Source organism: Nonomuraea sp. NPDC050783, assembly GCF_040802095.1.
In the GTDB taxonomy this organism is placed as follows: Bacteria; Actinomycetota; Actinomycetes; order Streptosporangiales; family Streptosporangiaceae; genus Nonomuraea.
This window is the reverse complement of sequence record NZ_JBFAHK010000013.1, coordinates 287,259-310,396: the sequence shown is the minus strand read 5'-3', so window position 1 is coordinate 310,396 and position 23,138 is coordinate 287,259. Positions and strand designations below refer to the sequence as shown.

The following is a 23,138-nucleotide window of genomic DNA, read 5'->3' as shown; positions in this document are numbered from 1 at the left end:
GACCAGGACGCCGAGCGCGGCGGCTATGAGGGGTTTGCGGGATCGCTGTATCGGGGGTGGGGGGAAGGCGTTGGTGCCCATGCCTGAGCCTCCATATGTGGATCATGGGGAAAGGAGCGTGCGGGTCGCACCCGCGGGGGACCGACGCCGCGTCCATCGGGGACGCGCACCACAAGGGCGTCGTGACGGTAACCTCCGCCGCGCACCACCGATCCGGCCGAGGAGGTCGTCCCGGAGACTCAGTGTGGAAATCGCACTGAAACTTGTCAAGGAGAACGCGATAACTTTCGACGAAGGGCGCCTTGCGTCAAAGATGTTGTCCTGCCAAGATGCGGCGGAGGCGTCCTGAAACTTTCGGAGGGCGCCGTCTCCACCCGGGAAATGCGTGAAAGTTTCACGGAAACGTTCTTGGCGAGAGGCCGTAGTCAAGGCCGATAGCGCGAGGTGAACCCGCTCGCCCGCCCCTCCCGCCGGCCCGCCGGGCGTCCCGGTCTCTTGACAGCTTTTCGCGGCTCGGATTGGCTGCGTCCCGCCACCACCACCTCCTCCTGCCGCATCGAGGAGGAGGCCGACCGAAAGTCGTTTGTTAGCGCTAACAGCGGGGTTGGCCGAAGCGCGCCTCCCGGTGGAAGGACACAAGGTGAAACGAGCACTGTGCGCCATGCTCACGGCCGCCGCCGTGGCGGTGGCGGCCGTCGGCGCGTTGCTGGGGATCGGGCCCGCCGCGGCCGCGTCGCTGACCCGGGTGACCGGCTTCGGTACGAACCCGACCAATCTAAATATGTACGTCTACGTCCCGGATCGGGTGGCGGCCCGGCCGGCGATGCTGGTCCTGGTCCACTACTGCACCGGCTCGGCCTCCGGCGTGTTCAACGGCGTCGGGCACGACTACGTCACCGCGGCCGACCGGTACGGGTACGTCATCGTGGTCCCGGAGGCCACCCGCAGCGGCCAGTGCTTCGACGTGTCCACGCAGGCCGCGCTGAGGCGCGACGGCGGCGGCGACTCCACCGGCATCATGTCGATGGTCGCCTACGCCCGCCAGCGCTACAACGTCGATCCCGCCCGCATCGTGGTCAGCGGCTTCTCCTCCGGCGCGATGATGACCAACGTGCTGGCCGCGCAGTACCCCGACGTGTTCTCGGCCGCCGCGGCGTTCTCCGGCGTACCGGCCGGATGCTTCGCCACCACCAACGGGTCGTTGTGGAACAGCCAGTGCTCCGGCGGCCAGCTCATCAAGACCGCCCGGCAGTGGGGCGACCAGGCCCGCGCGATGTACCCCGGCTACACCGGCCGCTACCCGCGCATGCAGCTGTGGCACGGCACCACCGACACCACGCTGGCCTACGCCAACTTCGGCGAGGAGATCAAGCAGTGGACCGACCTGAACGGGGTGAGCCAGACCCCGGCGTTCACCGACACCCCGCGCTCCGGCGTCACCCGCACCCGGTACGGCGGCACCGGTCTCCAGCCCCCCGTCGAGGCGTTCAGCTTCGCCGGTTACGGCCACTCCCTGCCGCTGGACGGCATGCTCACCCACGCCGTCACCTTCCTCGGCCTCGACGGCACCTCCCCGGACACGACGCCCACCTCCACGCCCACCTCCACGCCCACCTCGACGCCCGGCGACGCGGCCCCGATCAAGAACGTGTGGTCGGGCCGGTGCCTGGACGTCTCGGGTGCTTCCCAGGCCAATGGGGCGCAGGCGCAGATCTGGGACTGCAACGGTCAGGCCAATCAGAGCTGGACGGCGACCGCTTCGGGTGAGTTGCGGGTCTACGGCGGTAAGTGCCTGGATGTCAGCGGGCGGGCCACGGCCGACGGCAGCAGTGTGATCGTCTGGGACTGCAGCGGTCAGAGCAACCAGCAGTGGCGTTTCAACGCCGATGGCACCATCACCGCCGTGGGTGCGAACAAGTGCCTGGACGTGCCGAACTACTCCACCGCCAACGGCGTCAAGCTCCAGATCTGGACCTGCGGCACCGCCACCAACCAGCGCTGGACGCGCGGCTGATCATGATCGGAGTCACGTGATGTCAAGGCAGAACTCCTTCCTCGGCGCGATCGTGCTCGCGGTGCTCCTCCTCCTCGCGATGGCGGGCACGGCGATGAGCAGCGCGGGCGCCTCCACCGCCGCCACCTCCGCCGCCGCCGCGGCGACCGCGGGATGCGGCAGGACCCCGACGCTGAGGAGCGGCCAGCAGACGATCCAGACCAGCGGCAAGACCCGCTCCTTCATCCTGCGGATCCCGGACGGCTACCGCAACGACACCCCCTACCGGCTGATCTTCGGCTTCCACTGGCTGGGCGGCACCGCCAACGACGTGGACTCCGGCGGCAGCAGCGGCTACTCCTGGTCCTACTACGGCCTCAGGCAGCTGTCGAACAACAGCGCGATCTTCGTCGCGCCCCAGGGCTTCAACAACGGCTGGGCGAACTCCAACGGCGAGGACGTCACCTTCGTCGACGACCTGGTCCGCCTCATCGAGGGGGACCTGTGCGTGGACACCTCGCAGCTGTTCGCCACCGGCTTCAGCTACGGCGGCGGCATGAGCTTCTCGCTGGCGTGCTCGCGGGCGACGGTCTTCCGCGCGGTCGCGGTCTTCTCCGGCGCCCAGCTCAGCGGGTGCAGCGGCGGCACCCAGCCCATCGCGTACATGGGGCTGCACGGCATCGGGGACACGGTGCTGAACATCTCGCAGGGGCGGGCGCTGCGCGACAGGTTCGTCCGCAACAACGGGTGCACCGCGCAGAACCCGCCCGAGCCGGCCCAGGGCAGCCGCAGCCACATCGTCACCACCTACTCGGGGTGCCGGTCCGGCTACCCGGTCGTCTGGGCCGCGTTCGACAACGGCCACACGCCCGGCCCGGTGGACGGGACCTACACCGAGAACGGCGCCACGACCTGGACCAAGGGCGAGGTGTGGAAGTTCTTCTCCCAGTTCGCCAGCACGTCGTCACCCAGCCCGACGCCGACCCCCACGCCCACTCCCACTCCCACCCCCACGCCCACCCCTGAGCCCGGCGGCTGCACGGCCACGATGCAGACCGTGAACTCCTGGTCCGGCGGCTTCCAGTCCACCGTCACCGTCCGGGCCGGCGGCAGCGCCGTCACCCGCTGGACGGTCGCCTGGACCTGGCCGGGCGGGCAGACGATCAGCAGCCTGTGGAACGGCGTCCGCTCCGGCTCCGGTGCCGGCGTGAGCGTCAGCAACGAGACCTACAACGGCTCCGTCCCGGCCGGCGGCACCACCACGTTCGGCTTCACCGCCAACGGCACCGCCGCCACCCCCGCCCTCACCTGCGAAGCCTCATGAGCGGGTGAGGACGGACCGGAGCGCCCCGCGTCCCCTCACCCCGTGGTGCGGGGACGCGCGGGCGCGGTGGTCTCCCGGAGGGAGATGGGCGGGGTGAGAAGCAGCTCGCGGTGCGGGGCGGCCGGGTCGGCGATGCGCTCGACGAGCAACTCGACCGCGCGGGCGCCCAGCTCGCCCGCGGGCATGTCGGCGGCGGTGAGCGGAGGGTGCAGGTTCTCGGCCAGATGCCGGGCGGCGACGCCGGCGATGGAGAAGTCCCTCGGCACCGCCAGACCGGCGTACGCGATGCCCCGGTACAGGCCCGGCAGGGCGGCCTCGTTGATGGTGGCGAGGGCGGTCAGGCCGGGGTGCTCGCCGAGCAGCCGCTCGGCGCAGGCCACGCCGGACTGGGCGTCGTCGGCGCAGCAGGTCTGCACGCCCTCCAGGCCGCGCTCGGCGATCGCGCGGGCGAAGCCGGCCTGGGCCCGGTGGGCGGGGCCGTACCCGGTGGCCATCAGCCCGGCGGAGCGGTTCACCAGGGCGACGCGGCGGTGGCCCAGGTCGGCCAGGTGATGCACGCACTTGGCGATGAGGAGGTCGTTGTCGACGTCCACCCAGGTCAGGTCCTCGGGGTGGCGGGTGCGGCCGATGGCGACGAACGGCAGCCCGCTCCGCCGCAGGCGGGTGACGCGGTCGTCGTCCATCCGGAGCTCCATGAGGACGACGCCGTCCACGCGCCCGCCGCCGATCACCCGCTCGAAGGAGCGATCGTGCTCGCCGCCCGAGGGTGACAGCAGGACGTCCAGGTCGGCGCGGGCGGCGGCGTCCACCACGCTGGCCACGAAGCCGAGCTGCACGTCGGTCAGGCGGCGGCCGGCCGGGGGGATGACCAGGGCGATGGTGCGGGTCCTGCCCTCCTTGAGCGCCCGGGCGGTCGCGTTGGGACGGTAGCCGAACTCGTCGATGACCGCCTGGATGCGCTGCCGCGTTCCCTCGGACACCGGGCGTTTGCCGCTCAGGGCGTAGGAGACGGTGCTGCGGGACACGCCTGATCGCCTGGCGATCTCCCCGATGTTCACCCGGGTGCTCCTCACGAGGTCGAGCCGACACCCGCCATCGTAGGTTGAATCGTTTTTCGCGCGGAAGGGGTGGCGCCCCGGGGGCCGGGACCCCCGGGGCGCCAGGGCGTCAGGTGCGGGTCCAGCGCTGGTTGGCGCCGCCGTTGCAGGTCCACAGGATGATCAGTGTGCCGTTGGCGGTGCCGGCACCGTTGGCGTCCAGGCACAGGCCGGACCGGACGGCGGTCACCGTGCCGTCGGCGTTGAGGTTCCACTGCTGGTCGGCCTGCCCGTCGCAGTCCCGGATGACCGCCTTGGAGCCGTCGCCGCCGGCGCTCAGGCACTTGGTGCCGTACACCTGGAGCTGCTTGGCCGTGGTGAGCGTCCACTGCTGGTTGGCGCCGCCGTTGCAGTCCCACAGCGCCACCTGGGTGCCGTTCGTCCTGGACTGGTTCGGCACGTCCACGCAGCGGCCGGACGCCTGGCCGCGCAGCACGTTGCCGTTGCCGCCGCCGGGGCCGGGGGTGATGCTCAGGTTGTCGAACTGGGCGGTCTCGGTGGTGGCGGTGCCGACGCCGACCTGGCCCGCGCCCCAGGTGGCGTCGGTGACCGAGCCCACCTGGACACCGTCGATGGAGGCGGTGAGGGTGCTGCCGGAGAAGCCGAGCGCGAGCGTGTGCCAGCGGCCGGTGCCGAGCGCGGCGACCGTGCCGCTGCGCAGCGTCGTGACGGCCGCGTCGGTGTTGTTGCGCTGGATCTGCCAGGCACCGGCGTCGGTGACCCGGAAGTAGTAGGCGTTCAGCCCGGCGGGGCCGAAGCTGCGCTGGGTGCCGGCCCGGCCGATGAGCTGGACGTAGCCGCTCTGCTCCAGCAGCACGTCGGCGGAGACGGTGTAGTTGCTCCACCCCAGGTCGCCGAGGAGCGCGTACGGGTCGGAGCCGCCCGTCCACAGGATCGGCTGCCGGGGGGCCATCTGGCGCACGCACCGCCCGGACCGGCCGCCGCCGCACCCCACGACCTCGAACGATCCCTGCTGGTCCATGAGGTACTTCGCCTCCCGGCCCACGGCGTAGGAGTCGAAGTCGTCGGCGTAGGGCAGGGCGAGCGAGCCGCGGGCCGGGCTGGTGGCCGTGCCCTTGCCCTGGCCGGTGGTCGTGGTGATCGAGTACACGTAGCCGGGCTGCGCCGTCAGCGAGAACGAGCCCCCGGAGGGGGTCAGGTCGGCGGCGCGGACGAAGTGGCGGGCGGGGTCGTTCGCGTTGACGTCGCTCGCCCAGACGTGGACGGTGCCGGTGGACAGGCCGCCGGTGAGGGTGAAGTCGAGCTGCTGGGGCGCGGTGGCGTCCATGGTCTCGACGATGACGCTGTAGTCGGAGGTGCCCGGCGCCCGCAGCGAGACGTAGCTGCCGTTGCCGCGGTTGCCGCCGATGTAGCCGCTGGAGGCGTCCAGGTACTTCCAGCCCGGCGCGGTGAACTGGGTGGTGTGGGCCATCACCCAGGCGTTCTTGCCGATGGCGTAGTAACCCGACCAGGGCTGCGGCGCGACGGCCACGCCCATGGTGGCGAAGGGCAGGTTCGGCGGGATCGCGGCGATGACCGGCCAGTTGATGTAGGCGGTCATCCTGCCGTCGATGTAGTCGCGGTTGATGCCCCGGGCCAGCGCCTTGGCGCCGTCGTTGTAGTCGTCGGAGCCGTTCTCGCTGGCCCACAGCGTCTTGCCGGAGTTGATGGCGGTGGTCGAGCTGGGGCAGTTCGTCTGGGGGCCGCGGTAGCCGCACACGTAGTGGGAGCCGTAGACGTCCACGGCGTTGCGGAAGGCGCTGTTGGCGGCGCCGTCGTCGGCCACCCCGAAACCCCAGTCGTCCGACGCGACGATCTTGACGTTGCCGTACCCGTGGGAGTCCAGCGCCGCGTTGAGGTTGACGTACCAGTTCAGGTCGCGGCCCTTCTCGTTCCAGCCGCCCAGGTAGTCGATGGTCAGCCCGTGGCTGTTCTTGGCGCAGCCGAGCCAGTCGAGCAGGTAGTTGATGGTGTCCTGGGACCAGAAGGTGCCGTTGCCGAGCCAGCCGGGGGCGCCCCAGGACAGGGCGGCCAGCTTGATGTTCGGGTTGCGGGCCTTGGCCTGCTCCATCAGCCACCACTCGTAGCCGCGGTCGCAGTTGAGGTCCGAGGCGGTGTGCCGGTGGCTGGGCTCGGCGCCGCTGGTGGAGTTGGTGTCGCCGCCGATCTCGACCTTGAGGATCTGCATGGCGGCGCCGTAGCCGGGCTTGAACAGGTAGTCGAGGATCTGGCCGCGCTGCGGCTCGGGGTAGTCGATGAGCAGGCGGCTGTTCCCGCCGCCGCCGCTGATGGCGCCCACGCCGTCGAAGGTCCGGCCGCCGGAGCCGCCGTTGATCGTGATCCCGACCGCCGCCCGCGCCGGCGGCACGCCGACCAGGGTCATCGCGGCCGTCATCAGTACGGCCACGAGCGCCGGGACCAGGCCCGCCGCGGCCGCTCTTCGCCGGATCATCAGGGAGTTCCTTTCCAGGGGGGTACGTGACGGGCCGCCCGCCCGGGGCGGGTTCCTCGTCGGGGGCATGCCGGAGCGGCGCTCGGCCGTGGAGGCGGAAGCGCGGGCCCTGAAGGTGCCGGCGGGGTGCCGGCGGGGTGCCGCGCGGACCCTGGAGGCTCCTGCCGTTCGCCACCGGTCAGGGCAGGAGGTCGCCGCCTTGCGGCCTCAGTGTGAAAACCGCCACGGAACCTGTCAAGACCGCCGGCGAATCGGTTCGACCGGCTCGCGCCGCAGCGAGAGGCCGGTACGCCGGCGCGCCGCGGTCACGCCGTGTCGTCCCGCGATGAACGTTTCATCACCCGGCCCCGCGCCGCCACGGCGGATAGGGCCAGCTCGGAACGGTCCCGGGGGCCGCCGAACCGATACGACCGCAGGCGGGCCCTTGACGGAACCGGCGGCGTCATGTTGGCTCCGCCACGCCACCAACTCCACCCCACCGCAAGGAAGGAAGCCCCCGCTCGCCGGAGCGATGTTAGCGCTAACAAGCGAGGCCGGAAGCCGTCGCCGCCTTCCCCTCGACGTCCTGCCGTACAGCGTCTTGTGATCCAGCGTCTTGTTCTTCAGGAAAGGAATGCCCATGGGCACGTGGAAACGATGGGGGGCCTGCGTGCTCGCGGCCGTCGCCCTGGTGGTCTCCGCCGCGGGGATCGCCGCAGCCGAGTCCAACGGCGGCGTACGGGTCATGCCTCTGGGCGACTCCATCACCGAGGGCACCCAGGTGCCGGGCGGCTACCGCATCGGCCTGTGGCAGCGCCTGGCCGCCGGCGGCTACACGGTCGACTTCGTCGGCTCGCAGTTCAACGGGCCGGGCAACCTGGGCGACCACGACCACGAGGGCCACCCCGGGTGGCGCATCGACCAGATCGACGCCAACATCAACGGCTGGCTGCGCACGCAGAACCCGCGCACGGTGCTGCTGCACATCGGCACCAACGACGTCCTGCAGAACTACAACCTGTCCGGCGCCCCGCAGCGGCTGTCCACGCTGATCGACCACATCACGGCGGCCGTGCCCGGCGCGGACGTGCTCGTCGCCACCATCATCCCGCTGGCCAACTCCGGCCAGGAGTCCGCGGCCCGCACCTTCAACGCGGCCATCCCCGGCATCGTCCAGAGCAAGGTGAGCAGCGGCAAGCGCGTCCATCTGGTGGACATGCACAGCAAGCTGACCACCTCCGACCTGATCGACGGCGTCCACCCCACCGCCGGCGGCTACGACAAGATGGCCGCCGCCTGGTACGAGGCGCTGCGATCGATATCCGGCAGCATCGGCCAGCCCGGGACCCCGGGCACGGGCGGCGCGATCAGGAACGTGTGGTCGGGCCGGTGCCTGGACGTCTCGGGTGCCTCTCAGGCCAACGGGGCGCAGGCGCAGATCTGGGACTGCAACGGCCAGGCCAATCAGAGCTGGACGGCGACCGCTTCGGGTGAGTTGCGGGTCTACGGCGGTAAGTGCCTGGATGTCAGCGGGCGGGCCACGGCCGACGGCAGCAGTGTGATCATCTGGGACTGCAGCGGTCAGAGCAACCAGCAGTGGCGCTTCAACGCCGATGGCACCATCACCGCCGTGGGTGCGAACAAGTGCCTGGACGTGCCGAACTACTCCACCGCCAACGGCGTCAAGCTCCAGATCTGGACCTGCGGCACCGCCACCAACCAGCGCTGGACCCGTACCGGCTCCTGACATCACTCTCATCGAGGCCACTGTGAAGAACAAGCTGCGTAGAATCCTCGGCCTGGCGACGGCGGCGCTGCTCGCCGCCGGCTCCCTCACCGCGATCGGCGGCGCGACCTCACCGGCCGCCGCCCTGGACAACGGCCTGGCCCGTACCCCTCCGATGGGCTGGAACGACTGGAACAGCTTCGGCTGCAACGTCAACGACGGCCTGATCCGCCAGACGGCCGACATCATGGTCTCCAGCGGCATGGCGGCGGCGGGCTACACCTACGTCAACATCGACGACTGCTGGTCCACCAGGAGCCGCAACGCCAACGGCGACCTGGTGCCCGACCCGCAGAAGTTCCCCAACGGCATCAAGGCCCTGGCCGACTACGTCCACTCCAAGGGGCTCAAGCTCGGCATCTACTCCTCGGCCGGCACCACGACGTGCGCGGGGTACCCGGCGAGCCTGGGCAACGAGCGGCGCGACGCCGCCCTGTGGGCGTCCTGGGGGATCGACTACCTCAAGTACGACAACTGCGGCGACCACCAGGGCCGGAACGGGCAGCAGCGCTACACCGCCATGCGGGACGCGCTGGCCGCCACCGGCCGCCCGATCCTGTACAGCCTGTGCAACTGGGGCCAGGAGAGCGTGTGGACCTGGGGGATGCCGGTGGGCAACGCCTGGCGCACCACCGGCGACATCGCGGCGAACTGGAACTCTATCACCGGCATCCTGGACCAGCAGGTGGGGCTGGAGGCGTACTCGGGGCCGGGCGGCTGGAACGACCCCGACATGCTGGAGGTCGGCGTCGGCTCGCTGAGCGCGACCGAGGGCCGCGCCCACTTCAGCCTGTGGTCGCTGCTCAACGCCCCGCTGCTGGCCGGCAACGACCTGCGCACGATGAGCGCCGACACGCGCACGATCCTCACCAACACCGAGGTCATCGCCGTCAACCAGGACTGGGGCGGCAGGCAGGGCCACAAGATCAGCGACAACGGCAACCTGGAGGTCTGGCGCAAGCCGATGTCCAACGGCTCGGTCGCCGTCGTCCTGCTCAACCGGGGCACCTCGACCTCGACCGTCTCCACCACCGCCTCGGCCCTGGGGCTGGGCTCGGCGTCCTCGTACTCGGTGCGCGACCTGTGGGCGCACACGACGTCCTCCTCGTCCGGGACGATCAGCGCGTCGGTGCCGGGCCACGGCGCGGCCATGTACGTGGTGACCGGAGGCGGCATCGTCCCGCCCCAGGCGATCAAGGGCGTGGGCTCGGGCAAGTGCCTGGACGTGCCCGGCACCGCGCCCGCCAACGGCACGCAGGCGCAGATCTGGGACTGCGACGGCCGCTCCGGCCAGCAGTGGACGGTGACCGCCGGCGGCGAGCTGCGCCTCCAGAGCGGCAGGTGCCTGGACGTCTACAACCGGGGCACCGCCGACGGCACCAACGTGATCGTCTGGGACTGCAACGGCCAGAGCAACCAGCAGTGGCGCTTCAACGGCGACGGCACCATCACCGCCGTGGGCGCGAACAAGTGCCTGGACGTGCCCAACAACGCCAGCGCCAACGGCACCAAGCTGATCATCTGGTCCTGTAACGGCGGCGCCAACCAGCGCTGGACCCGCACCTGAGCCCTGGGAGCGCTCGGGAGCCCGCGCCCGGCCCCGTGAGGAGGGGGCCGGGCGCGGGCGCGATCAGACGGCCCGCGGCCCGCTCACCTGGCCCGGTAGATCCGCACGTAGTCGAACTCGGCGTCCACGGCCGGCGTCGCGCCCCCGTGCGCCACCAGGCCGACGCGCGGCGTGGTGTCCTTCGGGAACGTCCACACCCCGCCCCACGTCCACGTCCGGCCGTCGCGGCTGGAGCCGGCGCGGAACTCGTGCTCGCCGTTGGCCGGGTCGATCCGGTGGGCGAGCCGGAGCCAGGTGGTCCTGGCGGGCGGGCCGACGATGTTCCCGCCGTACGACAGGCTGCCGGCGAAGGGGAGCTCCCGGCCGTACTCGACCTGCCGGGTGTTCCAGATGGCCACCTGGCTGAGGCGGGCGAAGTCGTCGTCGGAGACGTAGGCGACCAGGCCGGCCTGCTGGTAGTTGCGTACCGTGTCCTCGCCGAGGTCGAGGGTCACCTTGGTCTCGACGATGTAGTCGCCCTCCGGCGCGGCGCGCAGCAGCGCGCTCGCGGTGTTGGCCGTGCCCACCAGGTCGGCCCCCTGGACCGGCCAGCGCAGCACGCCGCCGGTGACGCGGGCGGCGGGGTCCTCGCGTACCCACTGCCAGCCGCGGCCCCGCCCGTCGAACTCGTCGCCGTCCACCAGGCGCCCGGGGCTCGGGACCGGCGCCGGGCGCGTGACGGGGGTGAACAGCTTCGCCACGCTCACGTTGTCGAAGTCGGCCGGCCCCTCGGCGACCAGCCCGAACGGGCCGGACAGCGGCACCGGCGAGCCGAGCCGCACCGTGGCCACGGCGCCGAGCCGGTCGGCCGAGCCCGCCTGCGCGGTGATCGTGCGGCCCTCGACCGTGACGGCGAGGTTGCGCCAGGTCGCCGCGCCGCCCGGCAGCGGGACCGCGCGCCGCGCCCCGCCCGCGCTCACGGCCAGCTCGCCGCCGGACACCGTCACGCTCGCCCCGCCGATCCGCAGCCCCGCCGGCTGCCCGTCGGGCGTGCGCAGGTCGGTCTCGGCGCGCAGGTCGCCGCCGACGGCGCGGCGGGCGGTGAGCGTCGCGCGCCCGGCCGCGGCGTGGCGTAGGTAGCCGTCCTGGACGGTCCAGCCGTCCCCGCCGTGCCAGCCGGACAGGCCGGGGCCGGTGAAACGCTCGTCCACCGATCCCCGCGTGACCGGCGCCTGCTTCGACTGCTCCGACGGCCCGGCCCCGGCCCGCACCACCGGCCAGCCGTCGATCCAGTCCAGCCGGTCCAGCAGCATGGGCCGCTCGTTGACGCCGTAGGGCTCGTCCAGGAACGGGTCGGAGCGGTCGATGCCGTGGTAGAGCATCCAGTCCTGGCCGGACAGGTCCGTGAGCTGCGCGTGGTGGCCGACGCCGATCCAGCGGTTCCCGTTCTGGTCCAGGACGGGGGTGCCGCCGGCCCGGGAGGCGAGCAGCGGCTGCCCCTCGCGGTCGACGAACGGCCCGCGCGGGCTGGTGGCCCGCCCCGCCAGCACCGAGTAGCCGGTGGTGGGGCCGGCGCAGCAGTTGGCGGAGGAGGCCAGCAGGTAGTAGGAGCCGTCGTGGCGCACGACGTAGGCGCCCTCGTACTTGTTGTCGATGGCGACCTGCGTCGGCGTGCCCACGGTCCGCAGCCCGTCAGGCGTCAGCTCGGTGACCCACAACCCGCCGAAGAACCCGCCGAAGTAGAGGTACTTCCGCCCGTCGGTGTCGGTGAACTGCGCCGGGTCGATGGTGTTCCAGTACGAGTCCCCGCTCGGCCGCGGCGCCACCACGGGATCGGGCTGGTGCGTCCACGGCCCCGCCGGGGACGGCGCCGTGGCCACGCCGATCGCGAAGTCCCACGGGTGCGGCGTGCCGGCGGTGTCGGTGACGGTGAAGTACATGACGTAGCGCCCGTCCAGGTAGCGCACGTCCGGCGCCCACAGGAGGCTGCCCGGCGCGGCGTACGGCGGCAGGTCGTCCGCGCCGAAGGTGTCGCCGACGTACGTCCACTCCACGAGGTCGCTGGAGCGGGCGATGGGCAGCCGGTGGTGCACCCCCTCGCCCTCGCGCAGCGGGTCGGAGGTGCCGTAGGAGTACCAGTAGCCGTCGAGCCCGCGGATGACCGCCGGGTCGGCGAAGGTGTCGGCGAACCCGGCCGAGACCGGGTTGGCGTACGAGGAGGGAGCGGTGAATAACGACAGGAGGAGCGAGGCGACCGTCGCGATGCGCATGTGCCAGCCTTTCGGACCGCTGCGGGCAGGTCTTCGGTGCCAGTGCCGGAGGTGGTGATGCTCGTTCTATATCGTTGTATCCAACGTTGTAAAGCGGTCTCAGCCGAACCGCCAGCCGACCAGGTTCCAGTGCAGGACGAACCAGGCGAGAACCGCCAGCCCGAGCAGCAGCGCCACCTGGTGGGCGCGGGCCAGGACGCCGGCCCGCCGGTCCCGCCAGCCGATCGCGGTGGCGGCCGACGCGGCCACGGCGAGGGCGAGGAACAGCGGGGGGAGCAGCAGCAGGGCCCGCAACGAGGCCGGCGCCCCGTACAGGATGCTCGTCTCGCCGGTCAGCACCAGCACGAACAGGACGACGAACGCCAGCCCGAGCGCGCCCGCCAGGCCGGCGAGCAGGCGGCCGGCGCGCCAGGCGCGGGAGACCGCCCGGCGGGGCCGGCCGCGCAGCCGCCGGAGCGCGGCGGCCGCGGGCAGGCCGAGCACGGCCGTCAGGGCGGTGACCGCGAACGCCAGGACGGCGACGAGGCTGACCGGAGGGGTGTCCCACCAGGGAAGCAGCTCGTAGGCGGGCCCGTCGGTGGCCGCGTACGTGCCCCCGGCGCCGTCCGTGACGAACGCCAGCCGCTGGGAGCCGCCGTCCTGCTGGTAGAGCCCCGGCGCCAGCGGGCTCCACGTCGCGCCGTTGAAGGCGAGCCGCCCGCCGCCGTCGATCCGGAGCCGGGTGGAGCCGGTGAGGGCGAGCACCTTCTCGATGGTCGTCTCGGCGGAGCGGGCCGGCTTGTAGAAGCCCGCCACGGGCGCGGCCGTCCCGCCGGGAGGGGCGGCGGGCGCCGCCCGGCCGCCGCCGGGGAGGAACCGGTCGAAGAAGGCGGGGAGGAGCTTGGTGACGGCCTCGACGCCGCCGGTGCCGTTGGCCGAGACGAACAGGCCGAGGCCGGCGTCGGGCACCAGCAGCAGCACGCTCTGGAAGCCCTCCCAGCTCCCGTCGTGCATGATCACCCGGTGCCCGTTGAGGGTCTGCTCCTTGAACCCGTGGGCGTACCCGTCGATGCGCGGGTCGGCGGCGAAGGAACGCCGGTGCATGAGGCGGGCGGTGGGCCCGTCGAGGACCGGCCCGCCGCCCTCCAGGTGAGCGATCATGAAGCGGGCCATGTCGTCCGCGGTGGCGCTGATCGACCCGTCGGGCGCGAGGTTGTCGAAGACGAAGGGCTTGCGGCGGTAGGCGCCGTCCTCGTAGTCGTAGCTGCGTGCCTGGCCGGCGGCGAGCGCGGCGGGGACCGGCTCGGCGGCCGTGCTGTGCCGCATGCCGAGCGGGTCCAGGATGTGCTCCTGCACGTACCGGTCGTAGGGCAGCCCGCTCACCCGCGACACGATGTACCCGGCCAGGGCCGCGCCGTAGTTCGAGTAGGCCGACACCTTCCCGGGCGGGCGCACCCGCGCCGGCAGATGCGCGGCGAGGTAGTCGCCCAGCGGCGGCACGTCGGCCCTGCTGCGGGCGCCCACTCCCATGGTGTGGTCCTCGAACCCGGCGGTGTGGCTCATCAGGTGCGCCAGCGTGACCGGCTGGGGGTACGTCGCCGGGACGCGGAAACCGGTGAGGTAGCGGTTCACGTCCGCGTGCAGGTCGAGCCTGCCCTGCCGTACCTGCTGCATCACCGCGGTCCAGGTGAACAGCTTGGTGATCGAGGCGATCCGCACCAGGGAGGTGCCGGGGTCGAACGGGACGGCGTTCTCGCGGTCGGCCAGGCCGTAGCCCTTGCTGAAGAGGACCCGGCCGCCGCCCGCCACCGAGACCACCGCGCCCGGCACGTGGGCGGCCCGCAGGCCCTCGGCCATCGCGGCGTCGAAGAAGCTCGCCAGCTCGCCGGGGTCCGGCAGGCGCGACGCGGCCGGCGCCGCCGCCGCCGCGGGACGGCACAGGGCCGCCAGGGACAGGGCCGCCAGGGACAGGGCGGTGACGATCAGCAGGCGGAGGGGGATCAGCAGGCGGGGGAGCGGGACTGGCCGCACGGCGCGACTCCAGACGTTGTCGTGGTCTCCGAAAGGTCGAGGCCACCACGGTGGCTCCTGGGCGGGGGCGGCCACATCGCCATCACGGTCGGTACCGGGTCACACTTAAGTCGGAGATCTCCGTACGGCCGGCCTCGACGTTCGGCGGAGGTGGCGGGCCGCCGCCCTGGCTAGGCTGGGCCGGTGGTGACGTGCCGGAACGCCCTGCAACGGATGGCCGCGCCGGGCCCGCGCGCGGTCGGCGCGGCCTGCGTGCTGGCCTGCCTGATCCTGACCCTGCTGGCGGTCAAGACCCCCTGGGCGCCGCTGCCGCGCGCGGTCATCGCCGCCGCCGGGCTGGTCTCCACGGGCGCGGTCTGGTTCCGCGACCGGTGGCCGGTCGCGGTCGCCGCCCTCGGCGCCGCCGGGTACGCGCTGTCGGGCAACCCGGGCCCGCTGCTGATCGGCCTGTTCTCCGGCGCCCTCCGGCGACAGGGAGAACGATCGGGAGGACGGCCGGCAGAACGACCGGGCGCGCGGTCCGGTGTGGGGCGGGGTGCGCGGTTCGCGGTGCTCGCGGTGATCGGCGTGGCGGGGTTCCTGGGGCAGCAGTGGGTCGAGAGCGGACGCGTCGGCGCGGGCGGGCTGCTGCCCGCGCTGGTCGCCACCACCGCCGTGCTGATGACCGGCGGGTACGCCGCCACGCGCCGCGAGCTCACCAGCTCCCTGCGCGAGCGCGCCGAGCGCGCCGAGGCCGAGCGGCACCTGCGCGAGGAGCAGGCGAGGGCCGCCGAGCGCGGCCGGATCGCGCGGGAGATGCACGACGTGCTCGCGCACAAGGTCACCCTCATCTCGCTGCACGCGGGCGGACTGGAGGTCAACCCCGGCGCGGAGGCGGCCAGGATCGAGCGGGAGGCGGCGCTGATCCGGGCCACCGCGCAGGAGGCACTGGAGGAGCTGCGCGCGATCATCGGCGTGCTGCGGGCCGGGCACGACGACGAGTTCCCCGACCTGCGGCGGCTGGTGGACACCTGGGCCTCGGCGGGCAACGCCGTCACCCTGCGGGGCGACCTCGGCGCGTTACCGGTGGCGGCGGCGCGGGCCGCGTACCGGCTGGCGCAGGAGGGGCTGACCAACGCGCGCAGGCACGCGCCCGGAGCGCCCGTCACCGTGTCGGTGACCGCGAGCCCGCGCGACGGCGTCACGATCACGGTCGCCAACGAGCCCCCGCCCCCACTCCCGGCGCCCTCGGCGAGTGCCCCGGCCGGCACCCCGGCCGGCACCCTCACCGGCACCCCCGCCGGCACGCCGGCCGGCACCCTCACCGGCACCCCCGCCGGCACGCCGGCCGGCGCCGGGGCCGGGCTCGTGGGACTGGCGGAGCGCTTCCGGCTGCTCGGCGGAACGGTTCGCGGCACGCCCGGCGATGCGGGAGGCTGGCGTCTGGAGGGCCGGTTGCCGTGGGACGCATCCGCGAGGGACACACATGATCAGGACGCTGCTGGTGGATGACGAGTCGCTGATCCGCGCCGGGCTGCGGTTCATCCTCGAATCCGCGCCCGACGTGGAGATCGTGGGGGAGGCCGCCGACGGCGACGAGGCCGTCGCCGCCACCCGCCGCCTGGGGCCGGACGTCGTCCTGATGGACATCAGGATGCCGCGCACCGACGGCCTGGCCGCCACCGAGGCGATCCGCGGGCTCGTCCGGGCGCCCGCGGTCGTGATCCTCACCACGTTCGACAGCGACGAGCACGTCTTCGCCGCCCTGGAGGCCGGAGCCTGCGGGTTCCTCCTCAAGGACACCTCGCCGCACGACCTGATCCGCGCCGTACGCCTCGCGCACGGCGGCGAGGCGATGTTGTCGCCCCAGGTGACCCGGCGGCTGATCCACCGGGTCACCACCGACGCGCCCGTCCGGCGGCGCCGTGACGCCCTCGCCCGGCTGGAGACCCTCACCGGGCGCGAGCGCGAGGTGCTCGTCGAGGTCGGCCTCGGCCGCTCCAACACCGAGATCGCGGCCAGCCTGCGCATGAGCGAGGCCACGGTCAAGAGCCACCTGTCCCACCTGTTCGACAAGCTGGCGGTCACCAACCGCGTCCAGGTGGCCATCGCCGCCCACCGCGCCGGCCTGGTGGACTGAAGCCTCCCTCGGGCGGTGGGGATCAGTCGAGGAGTTCCACGTACCCCTCGCTGCCGTGGACGCGGACGCGCTGCCCGTCGCGGATCAGGCGGGTGGCCCGCTCCACGCCCACGACGGCCGGCAGGCCGTACTCCCGCGCGATGACCGCCCCGTGCGTCATCAGGCCGCCCACCTCCGTCACCAGCCCGGCGACGGTGACGAACAGCGGGGTCCAGCTCGGGTCGGTGTAGGCGGTGACCAGGATGTCGCCCGCCTCCAGGTCGGCCCGCGCGATGTCCGTCACGACCCGGGCGCGGCCCTCGACGGTCCCGGCCGAGACCGCGAGTCCGGCCAGCGCGCCGGGCGGGAAGTCGTCGCGCCGGTACTGGCCGGTGATGACCTCGCCGTCGGAGGTGAGGACCCGCGGCGGCGTGAGCGCCTCGTACGACCGGAACGCCTCCCGCCGGTCCGTGATGAGCCCGGCGTCCGCCTCGCCGGTGCGCACGACCTCCCGCAGCTCCTCGAAGCGCAGGAAGAAGATGTCGTCCCGCTCGCGCAGGACCCCGGCCTCGACCAGGCGGCCGGCCTCCCGCAGCAGCGCCTGCTTGTAGAGGAAGTAGCGGCTGACCATGCCGTACTTGGGGTACTCCCGGTAGCCGGCGAAGGCGCGGACGCGGTCGATCATCCGCTGGGTCTCCTCGGCCTTCCGCTCCCCGTCGGGCAGGGCGCGCAGGCGCGCCAGCAGGTCCCGCTCCTTCCGCCGCGACTCCTGGAGCCCCTGGTCGAAGTGCCGCTTGCCGGCGCCCGGCTCGAAGTTCCTGACGTTGCCGAGGAGGGTGGGCACGAGCGTGACGGGCTGCTCGCTCCAGCGGGTCCTGGTGATGTCGATCTCGCCCGTGCAGCGCATGCCGTACTGGTCGAGGAAGCCCCGGATGGCGTCGCGCGCCTCCGGCCCGCCGGGCAGCCCGGCCAGCTCGTCCAGGAAGCCGTCGCCCTCGCGGCCCTCGTCCGCGACGCGCTGGAGGAACGCCACGACGTCCGCGTGCGGCCGGACGGTGTCGGCGACGTCGAGGAGCGCCAGCCCCATCTCCGAGGTGACGTTGTGCGGGACGGACTGCGTGAGCGCGTCGGCCGCGTTCCTCTCGCCCAGCCACTCCTCCAGGTGGTCGTTGAGCCACCAGGCCGCCTCCATCCCGGCCATGATCACCTGGTGGCTCACGCGGTCGAACAGCAGGCGCCGCAGCTCGTCGATGTCGGTCCGGATGAAGTCGAGCAGCGCCGGCCCGGACAGGCCCTGGATCTCGCGCCGCAGCGTGGCGACGGACGCCCGGTTGTCCGCGATGAGCCGGGTGACGACGGCCGGATCGGTCTCGATCGGGGCGGGCGGGTCGGCGGCGTGCCCGGCCGGGGGCCCAGCGGGCGCGGCGCCGGGCGCGGCGCCGGGTTCCTCGTCCGGGAGCAGGCGGATGAAGTCGCCGCGGTCGAGGACGGTCTGCAGCGCGTCCCGGATCAGCGGGTCGGACTTCCCCAGGGTGCCGATGAGCCACCCGCGCCCCGCGGCCGTTGCCAGCATGGGGGCCACGTCCACGAACAGCCGCCCGCCCGCCTCGTGCATCGGCCGCGGGGTCGTCATCTGCCAGAAGGAGAGCCCCAGCGGCTTCATCGCGTCGGTCATCATCTGCTGGTGGCCGACGGAGACGTAGACGTGGTTGTCCTCGTCGTCGGTCACCGGGACGGGGAACAGGGTGGTGATCGCCCGGCTCTGGACGATGTGGAAGTCGTCGCCGGCCAGGCACCACTCGACGTCCTGCGGGCGGCCGAAGTGCGCCTCGATGCGCCGGCCCAGCCGCACCAGGCGGACGACCTGCGCGTCCGTCAGCACCGGCCGGCTCTGCCGCTCCGGCTCGACGGGCACGTCCCGGGTGCCGCCCTCCGGCGCGGCCTGGACGAGCCGCGACTTGGTGGCCACCGACGCGGTGACGACCCGGTCGTCGCGCACTGTGTAGACGTCCGCGGCCACCAGGCCGGACACCAGCGCCTCGCCCAGCCCCCAGCCGGCCTCCACGGTGGCGACCTTCCGGTCGGAGGTCACCGGGTCGGCGGTGAACAGCACCCCGGCCGCCTCGGGGAACACCATCCGCTGGACGACCACGGCCATCCGCACCCCGCGGTGGTCGAAGCCGTTGCGGCACCGGTAGGTGACGGCCCGCTCGGTGAACAGCGAGGCCCAGCACCTGCGGACGTGCCGCAGGATCTCCTCGCGGCCCACGACGTTCAGGTAGGAGTCCTGCTGGCCGGCGAAGGACGCGGTCGGCAGGTCCTCGGCCGTGGCGCTGGAGCGCACCGCGCAGGCGGCCCGCTCCCCGAGCCGGCCGACCGCCTCGCCGATCGCCGCCACGATCTCATCGGGGACCGGGGCGTCCTCGACCAGGCGGCGGATCTCGGCGCTCGCGGCGCGGATCGCCGCCTGGTCGTCCTGCCGCACCCGCGCCAGCAGGTCGAGCTGGGCGCCGATCGACGGCGCCCCGGCCACGACCCGCAGGAAGGCGTCCGTCGTGACGCAGAAGCCGTCCGGCACGCGGACGCCGTCGATCCGGGAGAGCTCGCCGAGGTGCGCCCCCTTCCCGCCGACAGCGGCGACGTCCGTGGAGCCGACCTGCTCGAACCCCATCACGTAGCTCAATTCCGTTGCCCCCATTGCTCGTCGGGTCGATGCAACGGGCAAGTATGAACCACTTTTCGAGGTCTCATGAGGCGCGCGGATCTGCTATAAAGTGAAACTGGCGGGAGGTGTCGTGTCCCGCCGCTCCGGCGCGGCCCCCAGGCCCCGGACGCACGCCTCGGACACGCGCCCCGGGCCGGGCGACGCGGTTCAGACCATGTACTGGTCGTGGCGGCGGTAGAGGTCCGTCCACTCCTCCTCGCTGAGCTGCCGCCCGCTGCCCACGATCTCGGCCAGCTCCTCGAAGTAGGGCTCGCGAGGGGCGCCCGGGGCGAACAGCACCAGCATCGTGGCCGGTCCGTGCGCGTTGCGGAAGGCGTGGACGCCGCCCGGCGGGACGTAGAGGAAGTCGCCGGGGGAGCGGTCGTCCCACACCTCGCCGTCGTACAGGCTGACCGTGCCGCTCAGGACGTAGAAGGACTCGGAGAAGGTCTTGTGGAAGTGCGCGCCCCCTCCGGACGGCTCGGCGCCCATCTCCCACCGGTAGAGGCCGTAGTGGCCGTCGGTGCTGCCGCCCGTGGCCAGGTAGTGCACCCTCGTGCGCGTGCCGATGGACAGGTCGGGGGCGGCGTCCGCGGGGCGCAGCCGGCCGGTGACCTCGCCCTTGTCGCCCAGGTAGAGAGCGTCCGGGTACGACATCCGTTCCTCCTCGTATGGCAGGGATCTGTAGCTTGTCACAGGGGGAGGCGGCCGGCGTCGCGTGAACGGTTGCCGTGCCCCGCAGCCGGGGTCCTCTCGCAGCTCGGGACGTCCGCCATGACCACTGTCACCGTGTCCCCGCCGGGCAGGCCCAGGGTCACCACGTCGCCCGCCACACGCACGTCCGGCGCGGGAGGCTCCGCGCCACCCGCCAGCCAGACCAGGCTGACGTAGATCGCGGTGCCGCCGGGATGGGCCCCGGCCACGGCGTACGGCGTGGCCGAGTGCCGGCCGAACGCGTTGGCGCCCTCCGCCGTCAGCACGCCCGCGCCGGTGTGCCCGTGCAGGCCGCGCACGCCGCTGCCCAGCCCGTCGGGCCGCCTGGCCAGCGCGGCCGTGCCCTCGTGCCGCAGATCGAGGGGGACGGCGGCGGCCAGCGCGTACCCGCCGTCCCTGACCCGGCAGCCCGGGGGAGCGGTGACCCGGTGGATCCTGATCTCCGCCGCGCCGTCCACGACCGAGGCCGTCACCACCCGGACCGGCCCGTCGTCGTAGGCCGAGGCCGCGAAGCGGTCCGCCGCCGCCAGGGGCTGGATGCGGCGGCGCCGGGAGGCGGTCCCGCCGGGGGCGACGACCGCCAGGTGATTGTCCACGCCCGGGGCCCGCTCGCCGGCCTCGGGGCCGGCGTGGCTGGCGTAGGCCAGCTTGAGGTAGTGCGGGTCGGGCGGGCCGTCCGGATCCTGGACGCGGTCGCGGTCGCTGCCGTGGTTGACCAGCCGTACGACGCCGTCGGCGCGGGTGGCGTGCAGCAGCCAGCCGGGCGCGGGCATGGTCAGCGCCACGTCGGCCGTCTCGACCGGCGCGGCCTCCTCGGGCCGGGTCCAGGCCGGGTGCCCGGGCGGCAGCAGCAGGCCGAGGAACGCCTTGCTCGCCCAGTACGGCGACGCCGGGCCGGAGTAGGGCTGCGTGACGGGCGGGAACGGGTCGTACCAGCCGAGGGTCAGCAGGCCGCGCCCGTCCGGGGCGCCGCGCCCGGCGAAGTGGCGCAGCACGCCGCTGGCGATGCGCCGGGTGCGGCCGGGCGGCAGCGGCGAGGCGCCGGTCAGCGCGCCCAGCCACAGCGGCGCCACCGTCGCGAACCGGTACGTCAGCGAGCGCCCCTGGTGCACGGGCGCGCCGTCGGCGGCGAAGAAGTGCTGGTACTGCTCCAGGAAGCGGCGCAGGCGGGCCGCGTACCGCTGCCCCCTGGCGGTGTCGCCGGCCATCCGCGCCCACAACGACGGGTACAGGTGCAGCGCCCAGCCGCAGTAGTAGTCGAAGTTCTTGCCCGCGCCGTCGGAGTACCAGCCGTCGCCGGCGTACCAGTCCTCGATGCGGTCCAGGCCGGCCTCGATCTCGGCCGGCTCGTACGGCCCGCCCGCCCCGGCCAGGAACTGCTCCGTCACGACCCGGAACAGCACCCAGTTGTTGTCCGGCGTGCGCCGGCCGGCGAACCCGGCCAGCCAGTCCACCACCCGCTCGCGCTGCGCGGGGGAGAGCCGGTCGAACAGCCACGGCCGGGTCTCGTGCAGCGCCAGCGCGATCGAGGCCGCCTCGACGAGCTGCTGCGACATGTCGGTCAGCGCCGGCCAGGCGTACGGGTGCGCCGGGTCCGTCCCGGCGACCAGGCCGTCGGCATAGCGCTCGATCAGCGCGGGCGGCACGTCGCCGCCGGCCCCCGCGATCCGGAACGCGGCCAGCAGGAACGTGCGCGCGTACCCTTCGAGCCCGTCGCTGGCCACCCCCGACCTGCTCGCCCGGCCGGGCAGGCGGTACTGGGCGAAGCCGTCGGTCGCGTACGGCACGACGGAGGCCAGCAGGTGGTCCGCCACGGCCTCCCAGTGGGCGCGGGTCCAGCCGGTGTGCGGGGACAGGCTCTCGTCCGGCGGGGGGAGGTGCAGGTGCATGAGGGCGACCCCTGGAGAGGTAAAACGGTTTCAGCGACGACGCTACCGCACGGGCTCCTTCTCCCGCCGCACCGATCCGGCCTTGTGCCGGTGATGCGATTTGACACTGGGTCGGGGAGCGGCGAGCATCGCGCGTAAACGGTTTACCCGCCGTTTCCCGGCCCGGTGGAGGTGTGATGGCCCGGCGCGCGACGTCCGGCGACGGGGGGCGGCGGCCCGCGACGATCCGCGACGTGGCCGCGCACGCGGGCGTGTCGGTGGCCACGGTCTCCCGGATCCTGTCCGGCACCTATCCCAGCGCGCCCGCCACCCGCGGCAAGGTCATGCGGGCCGTGCGCGAGCTGGACTACGTGGCCAACGCCGACGCCCGTGGCCTGGCCGGGGCGCGCAACCGCAGCGTCGCGATCATCGTCACCTCCGTCGTCTCGCCCCACTACGCCCACGTCGCCCAGGGCGTCCAGGCGCAGGCCGCGCTGGAGGGCAAGCTGTGCATCATCGGCACCACCGGCGGCGACCCCGAGCGCGAGCTGGCCACCGTCCAGCTCATGCGCCAGGAGCACGCCGAGTGCGTGATCCTGGTCGGCAACGTCGTCGACAACGAGGCCCACCGCGAGCGCATGGCCGAGTACGCCCGCGCGCTGGCCGCGGCCGGATCCCGGCTCGTGTTGTGCGGCCGTCCCCCGCTGGGCCCCGACGTCCCGGCGCTCGTCGTCGAGTACGACAACACCGGCGGCGCCTACGCCATCACCAGCCACCTGCTGTCGGCGGGGCACCGGCGCATCCTGTTCCTCGGCCGGCACGACGGCTGGACCACGCCGGAGAGCCGCGTCCTCGGCTACCGCGACGCCCTGGCCGACCACCGCGTCCCCCACGACCCGGGCCTGGAGATGACCGGACGGATGGAGCGGAGCGAGGGCTACCGCATGATCCGCGAGCGGCTGGCGGCCGGCCCGCCCGACTTCACCGCGATCTTCGCCGGCAACGACCTCATCGCGGCGGGTGCCCGCCGGGCGCTGCGCGAGCACGGGCTGCGCGTGCCCGACGACGTCTCCCTGGCCGGCTTCGACGACCTGCCGTCCGCGGCCGACCTCGACCTGACCACCGTGCACGTGCCGCACGAGGAGCTGGGCCGCACGGCCGTGCGGCTGGCGCTCGAAGCCGGCCGGAGCCCGGCCGGCGCGGGCGGCGGGCGGCACGTGATGCTCGGCACGCACATCGTGGTGCGCGACTCGGTGCGCCCCCTCAAGCCCCCGGCCGCGAGCTGAGCGCCGTCGGG

14 protein-coding genes are annotated in these 23,138 nt (G+C 73.2%); 7 read left to right on the top strand and 7 right to left on the bottom strand.

What is annotated here, in order from left to right:
• Positions 1–640 precede the first annotated feature (640 nt).
• Positions 641–2,014, top strand: coding sequence for a PHB depolymerase family esterase (locus tag AB0H75_RS31685; protein WP_367802695.1), 1,374 nt, complete (start codon positions 641–643; stop codon positions 2,012–2,014).
• Between the two features lie 19 nt (positions 2,015–2,033).
• On the top strand, positions 2,034–3,317 hold the full coding sequence (locus AB0H75_RS31680) for a cellulose binding domain-containing protein (protein WP_367802693.1): 1,284 nt from the start codon (positions 2,034–2,036) through the stop codon (positions 3,315–3,317).
• Positions 3,318–3,352: 35 nt separating this feature from the next.
• On the opposite strand, the gene AB0H75_RS31675 is transcribed toward AB0H75_RS31680, so the two are convergent.
• Positions 3,353–4,375 carry a LacI family DNA-binding transcriptional regulator gene (locus tag AB0H75_RS31675; RefSeq protein ID WP_367802691.1) on the bottom strand — a complete coding sequence of 341 codons (1,023 nt, stop codon included), beginning with the start codon at positions 4,373–4,375 and terminating at the stop codon, positions 3,353–3,355.
• 109 nt (positions 4,376–4,484) lie between these two features.
• Positions 4,485–6,866 carry a ricin-type beta-trefoil lectin domain protein gene (locus AB0H75_RS31670; protein ID WP_367802689.1) on the bottom strand — a complete coding sequence of 794 codons (2,382 nt, stop codon included), beginning with the start codon at positions 6,864–6,866 and terminating at the stop codon, positions 4,485–4,487.
• A 619-nt stretch (positions 6,867–7,485) separates the two neighbouring features.
• Here AB0H75_RS31670 and AB0H75_RS31665 point away from each other — a divergent pair.
• Positions 7,486–8,592 (top strand): ricin-type beta-trefoil lectin domain protein, encoded by a 1,107-nt coding sequence (locus AB0H75_RS31665; RefSeq protein WP_367802687.1) that lies wholly within the window; start codon positions 7,486–7,488, stop codon positions 8,590–8,592.
• Positions 8,593–8,614: 22 nt separating this feature from the next.
• A complete protein-coding gene (locus AB0H75_RS31660) occupies positions 8,615–10,198 on the top strand; it encodes a lectin (protein WP_367802686.1) in 1,584 nt (527 codons plus the stop codon).
• 83 nt (positions 10,199–10,281) lie between these two features.
• Here the strand turns inward: AB0H75_RS31660 and AB0H75_RS31655 are convergent, their stop codons facing one another.
• Both AB0H75_RS31655 and AB0H75_RS31650 read right to left on the bottom strand, forming a co-directional pair.
• Positions 10,282–12,447 (bottom strand): family 43 glycosylhydrolase, encoded by a 2,166-nt coding sequence (locus tag AB0H75_RS31655; protein ID WP_367802685.1) that lies wholly within the window; start codon positions 12,445–12,447, stop codon positions 10,282–10,284.
• A 99-nt stretch (positions 12,448–12,546) separates the two neighbouring features.
• The gene (locus tag AB0H75_RS31650) at positions 12,547–14,457 is read right to left on the bottom strand and encodes a serine hydrolase domain-containing protein (RefSeq protein WP_367802684.1); all 1,911 of its coding nucleotides are present in this window, start codon (positions 14,455–14,457) and stop codon (positions 12,547–12,549) included.
• Between the two features lie 183 nt (positions 14,458–14,640).
• Between AB0H75_RS31650 and AB0H75_RS31645 the strand changes: the two genes are divergently transcribed.
• Both AB0H75_RS31645 and AB0H75_RS31640 read left to right on the top strand, forming a co-directional pair.
• On the top strand, positions 14,641–15,948 hold the full coding sequence (locus AB0H75_RS31645; RefSeq protein WP_367802683.1) for a sensor histidine kinase: 1,308 nt from the start codon (positions 14,641–14,643) through the stop codon (positions 15,946–15,948).
• Complete coding sequence (locus AB0H75_RS31640; protein WP_367802681.1) at positions 15,923–16,576, top strand: response regulator; 654 nt, start codon at positions 15,923–15,925, stop codon at positions 16,574–16,576. Before AB0H75_RS31645 ends, AB0H75_RS31640 begins: the two co-directional genes overlap by 26 nt.
• A gap of 22 nt (positions 16,577–16,598) precedes the next feature.
• Here the strand turns inward: AB0H75_RS31640 and rph are convergent, their stop codons facing one another.
• The 3 genes from rph to AB0H75_RS31625 form a co-directional block, all read right to left on the bottom strand.
• Positions 16,599–19,229, bottom strand: a complete 2,631-nt coding sequence (gene rph, locus AB0H75_RS31635) for a rifamycin-inactivating phosphotransferase (RefSeq protein ID WP_367802704.1) — start codon at positions 19,227–19,229, stop codon at positions 16,599–16,601.
• Positions 19,230–19,427: 198 nt separating this feature from the next.
• Entirely contained in the window at positions 19,428–19,916 is a 489-nt protein-coding gene (locus AB0H75_RS31630; RefSeq protein WP_367802679.1) for a cupin domain-containing protein, read from the bottom strand.
• A gap of 35 nt (positions 19,917–19,951) precedes the next feature.
• Positions 19,952–21,862 (bottom strand): DUF2264 domain-containing protein, encoded by a 1,911-nt coding sequence (locus tag AB0H75_RS31625; RefSeq protein ID WP_367802677.1) that lies wholly within the window; start codon positions 21,860–21,862, stop codon positions 19,952–19,954.
• Between the two features lie 176 nt (positions 21,863–22,038).
• Between AB0H75_RS31625 and AB0H75_RS31620 the strand changes: the two genes are divergently transcribed.
• Positions 22,039–23,127 (top strand): LacI family DNA-binding transcriptional regulator, encoded by a 1,089-nt coding sequence (locus AB0H75_RS31620; RefSeq protein ID WP_367802675.1) that lies wholly within the window; start codon positions 22,039–22,041, stop codon positions 23,125–23,127.
• Positions 23,128–23,138 lie beyond the last annotated feature (11 nt).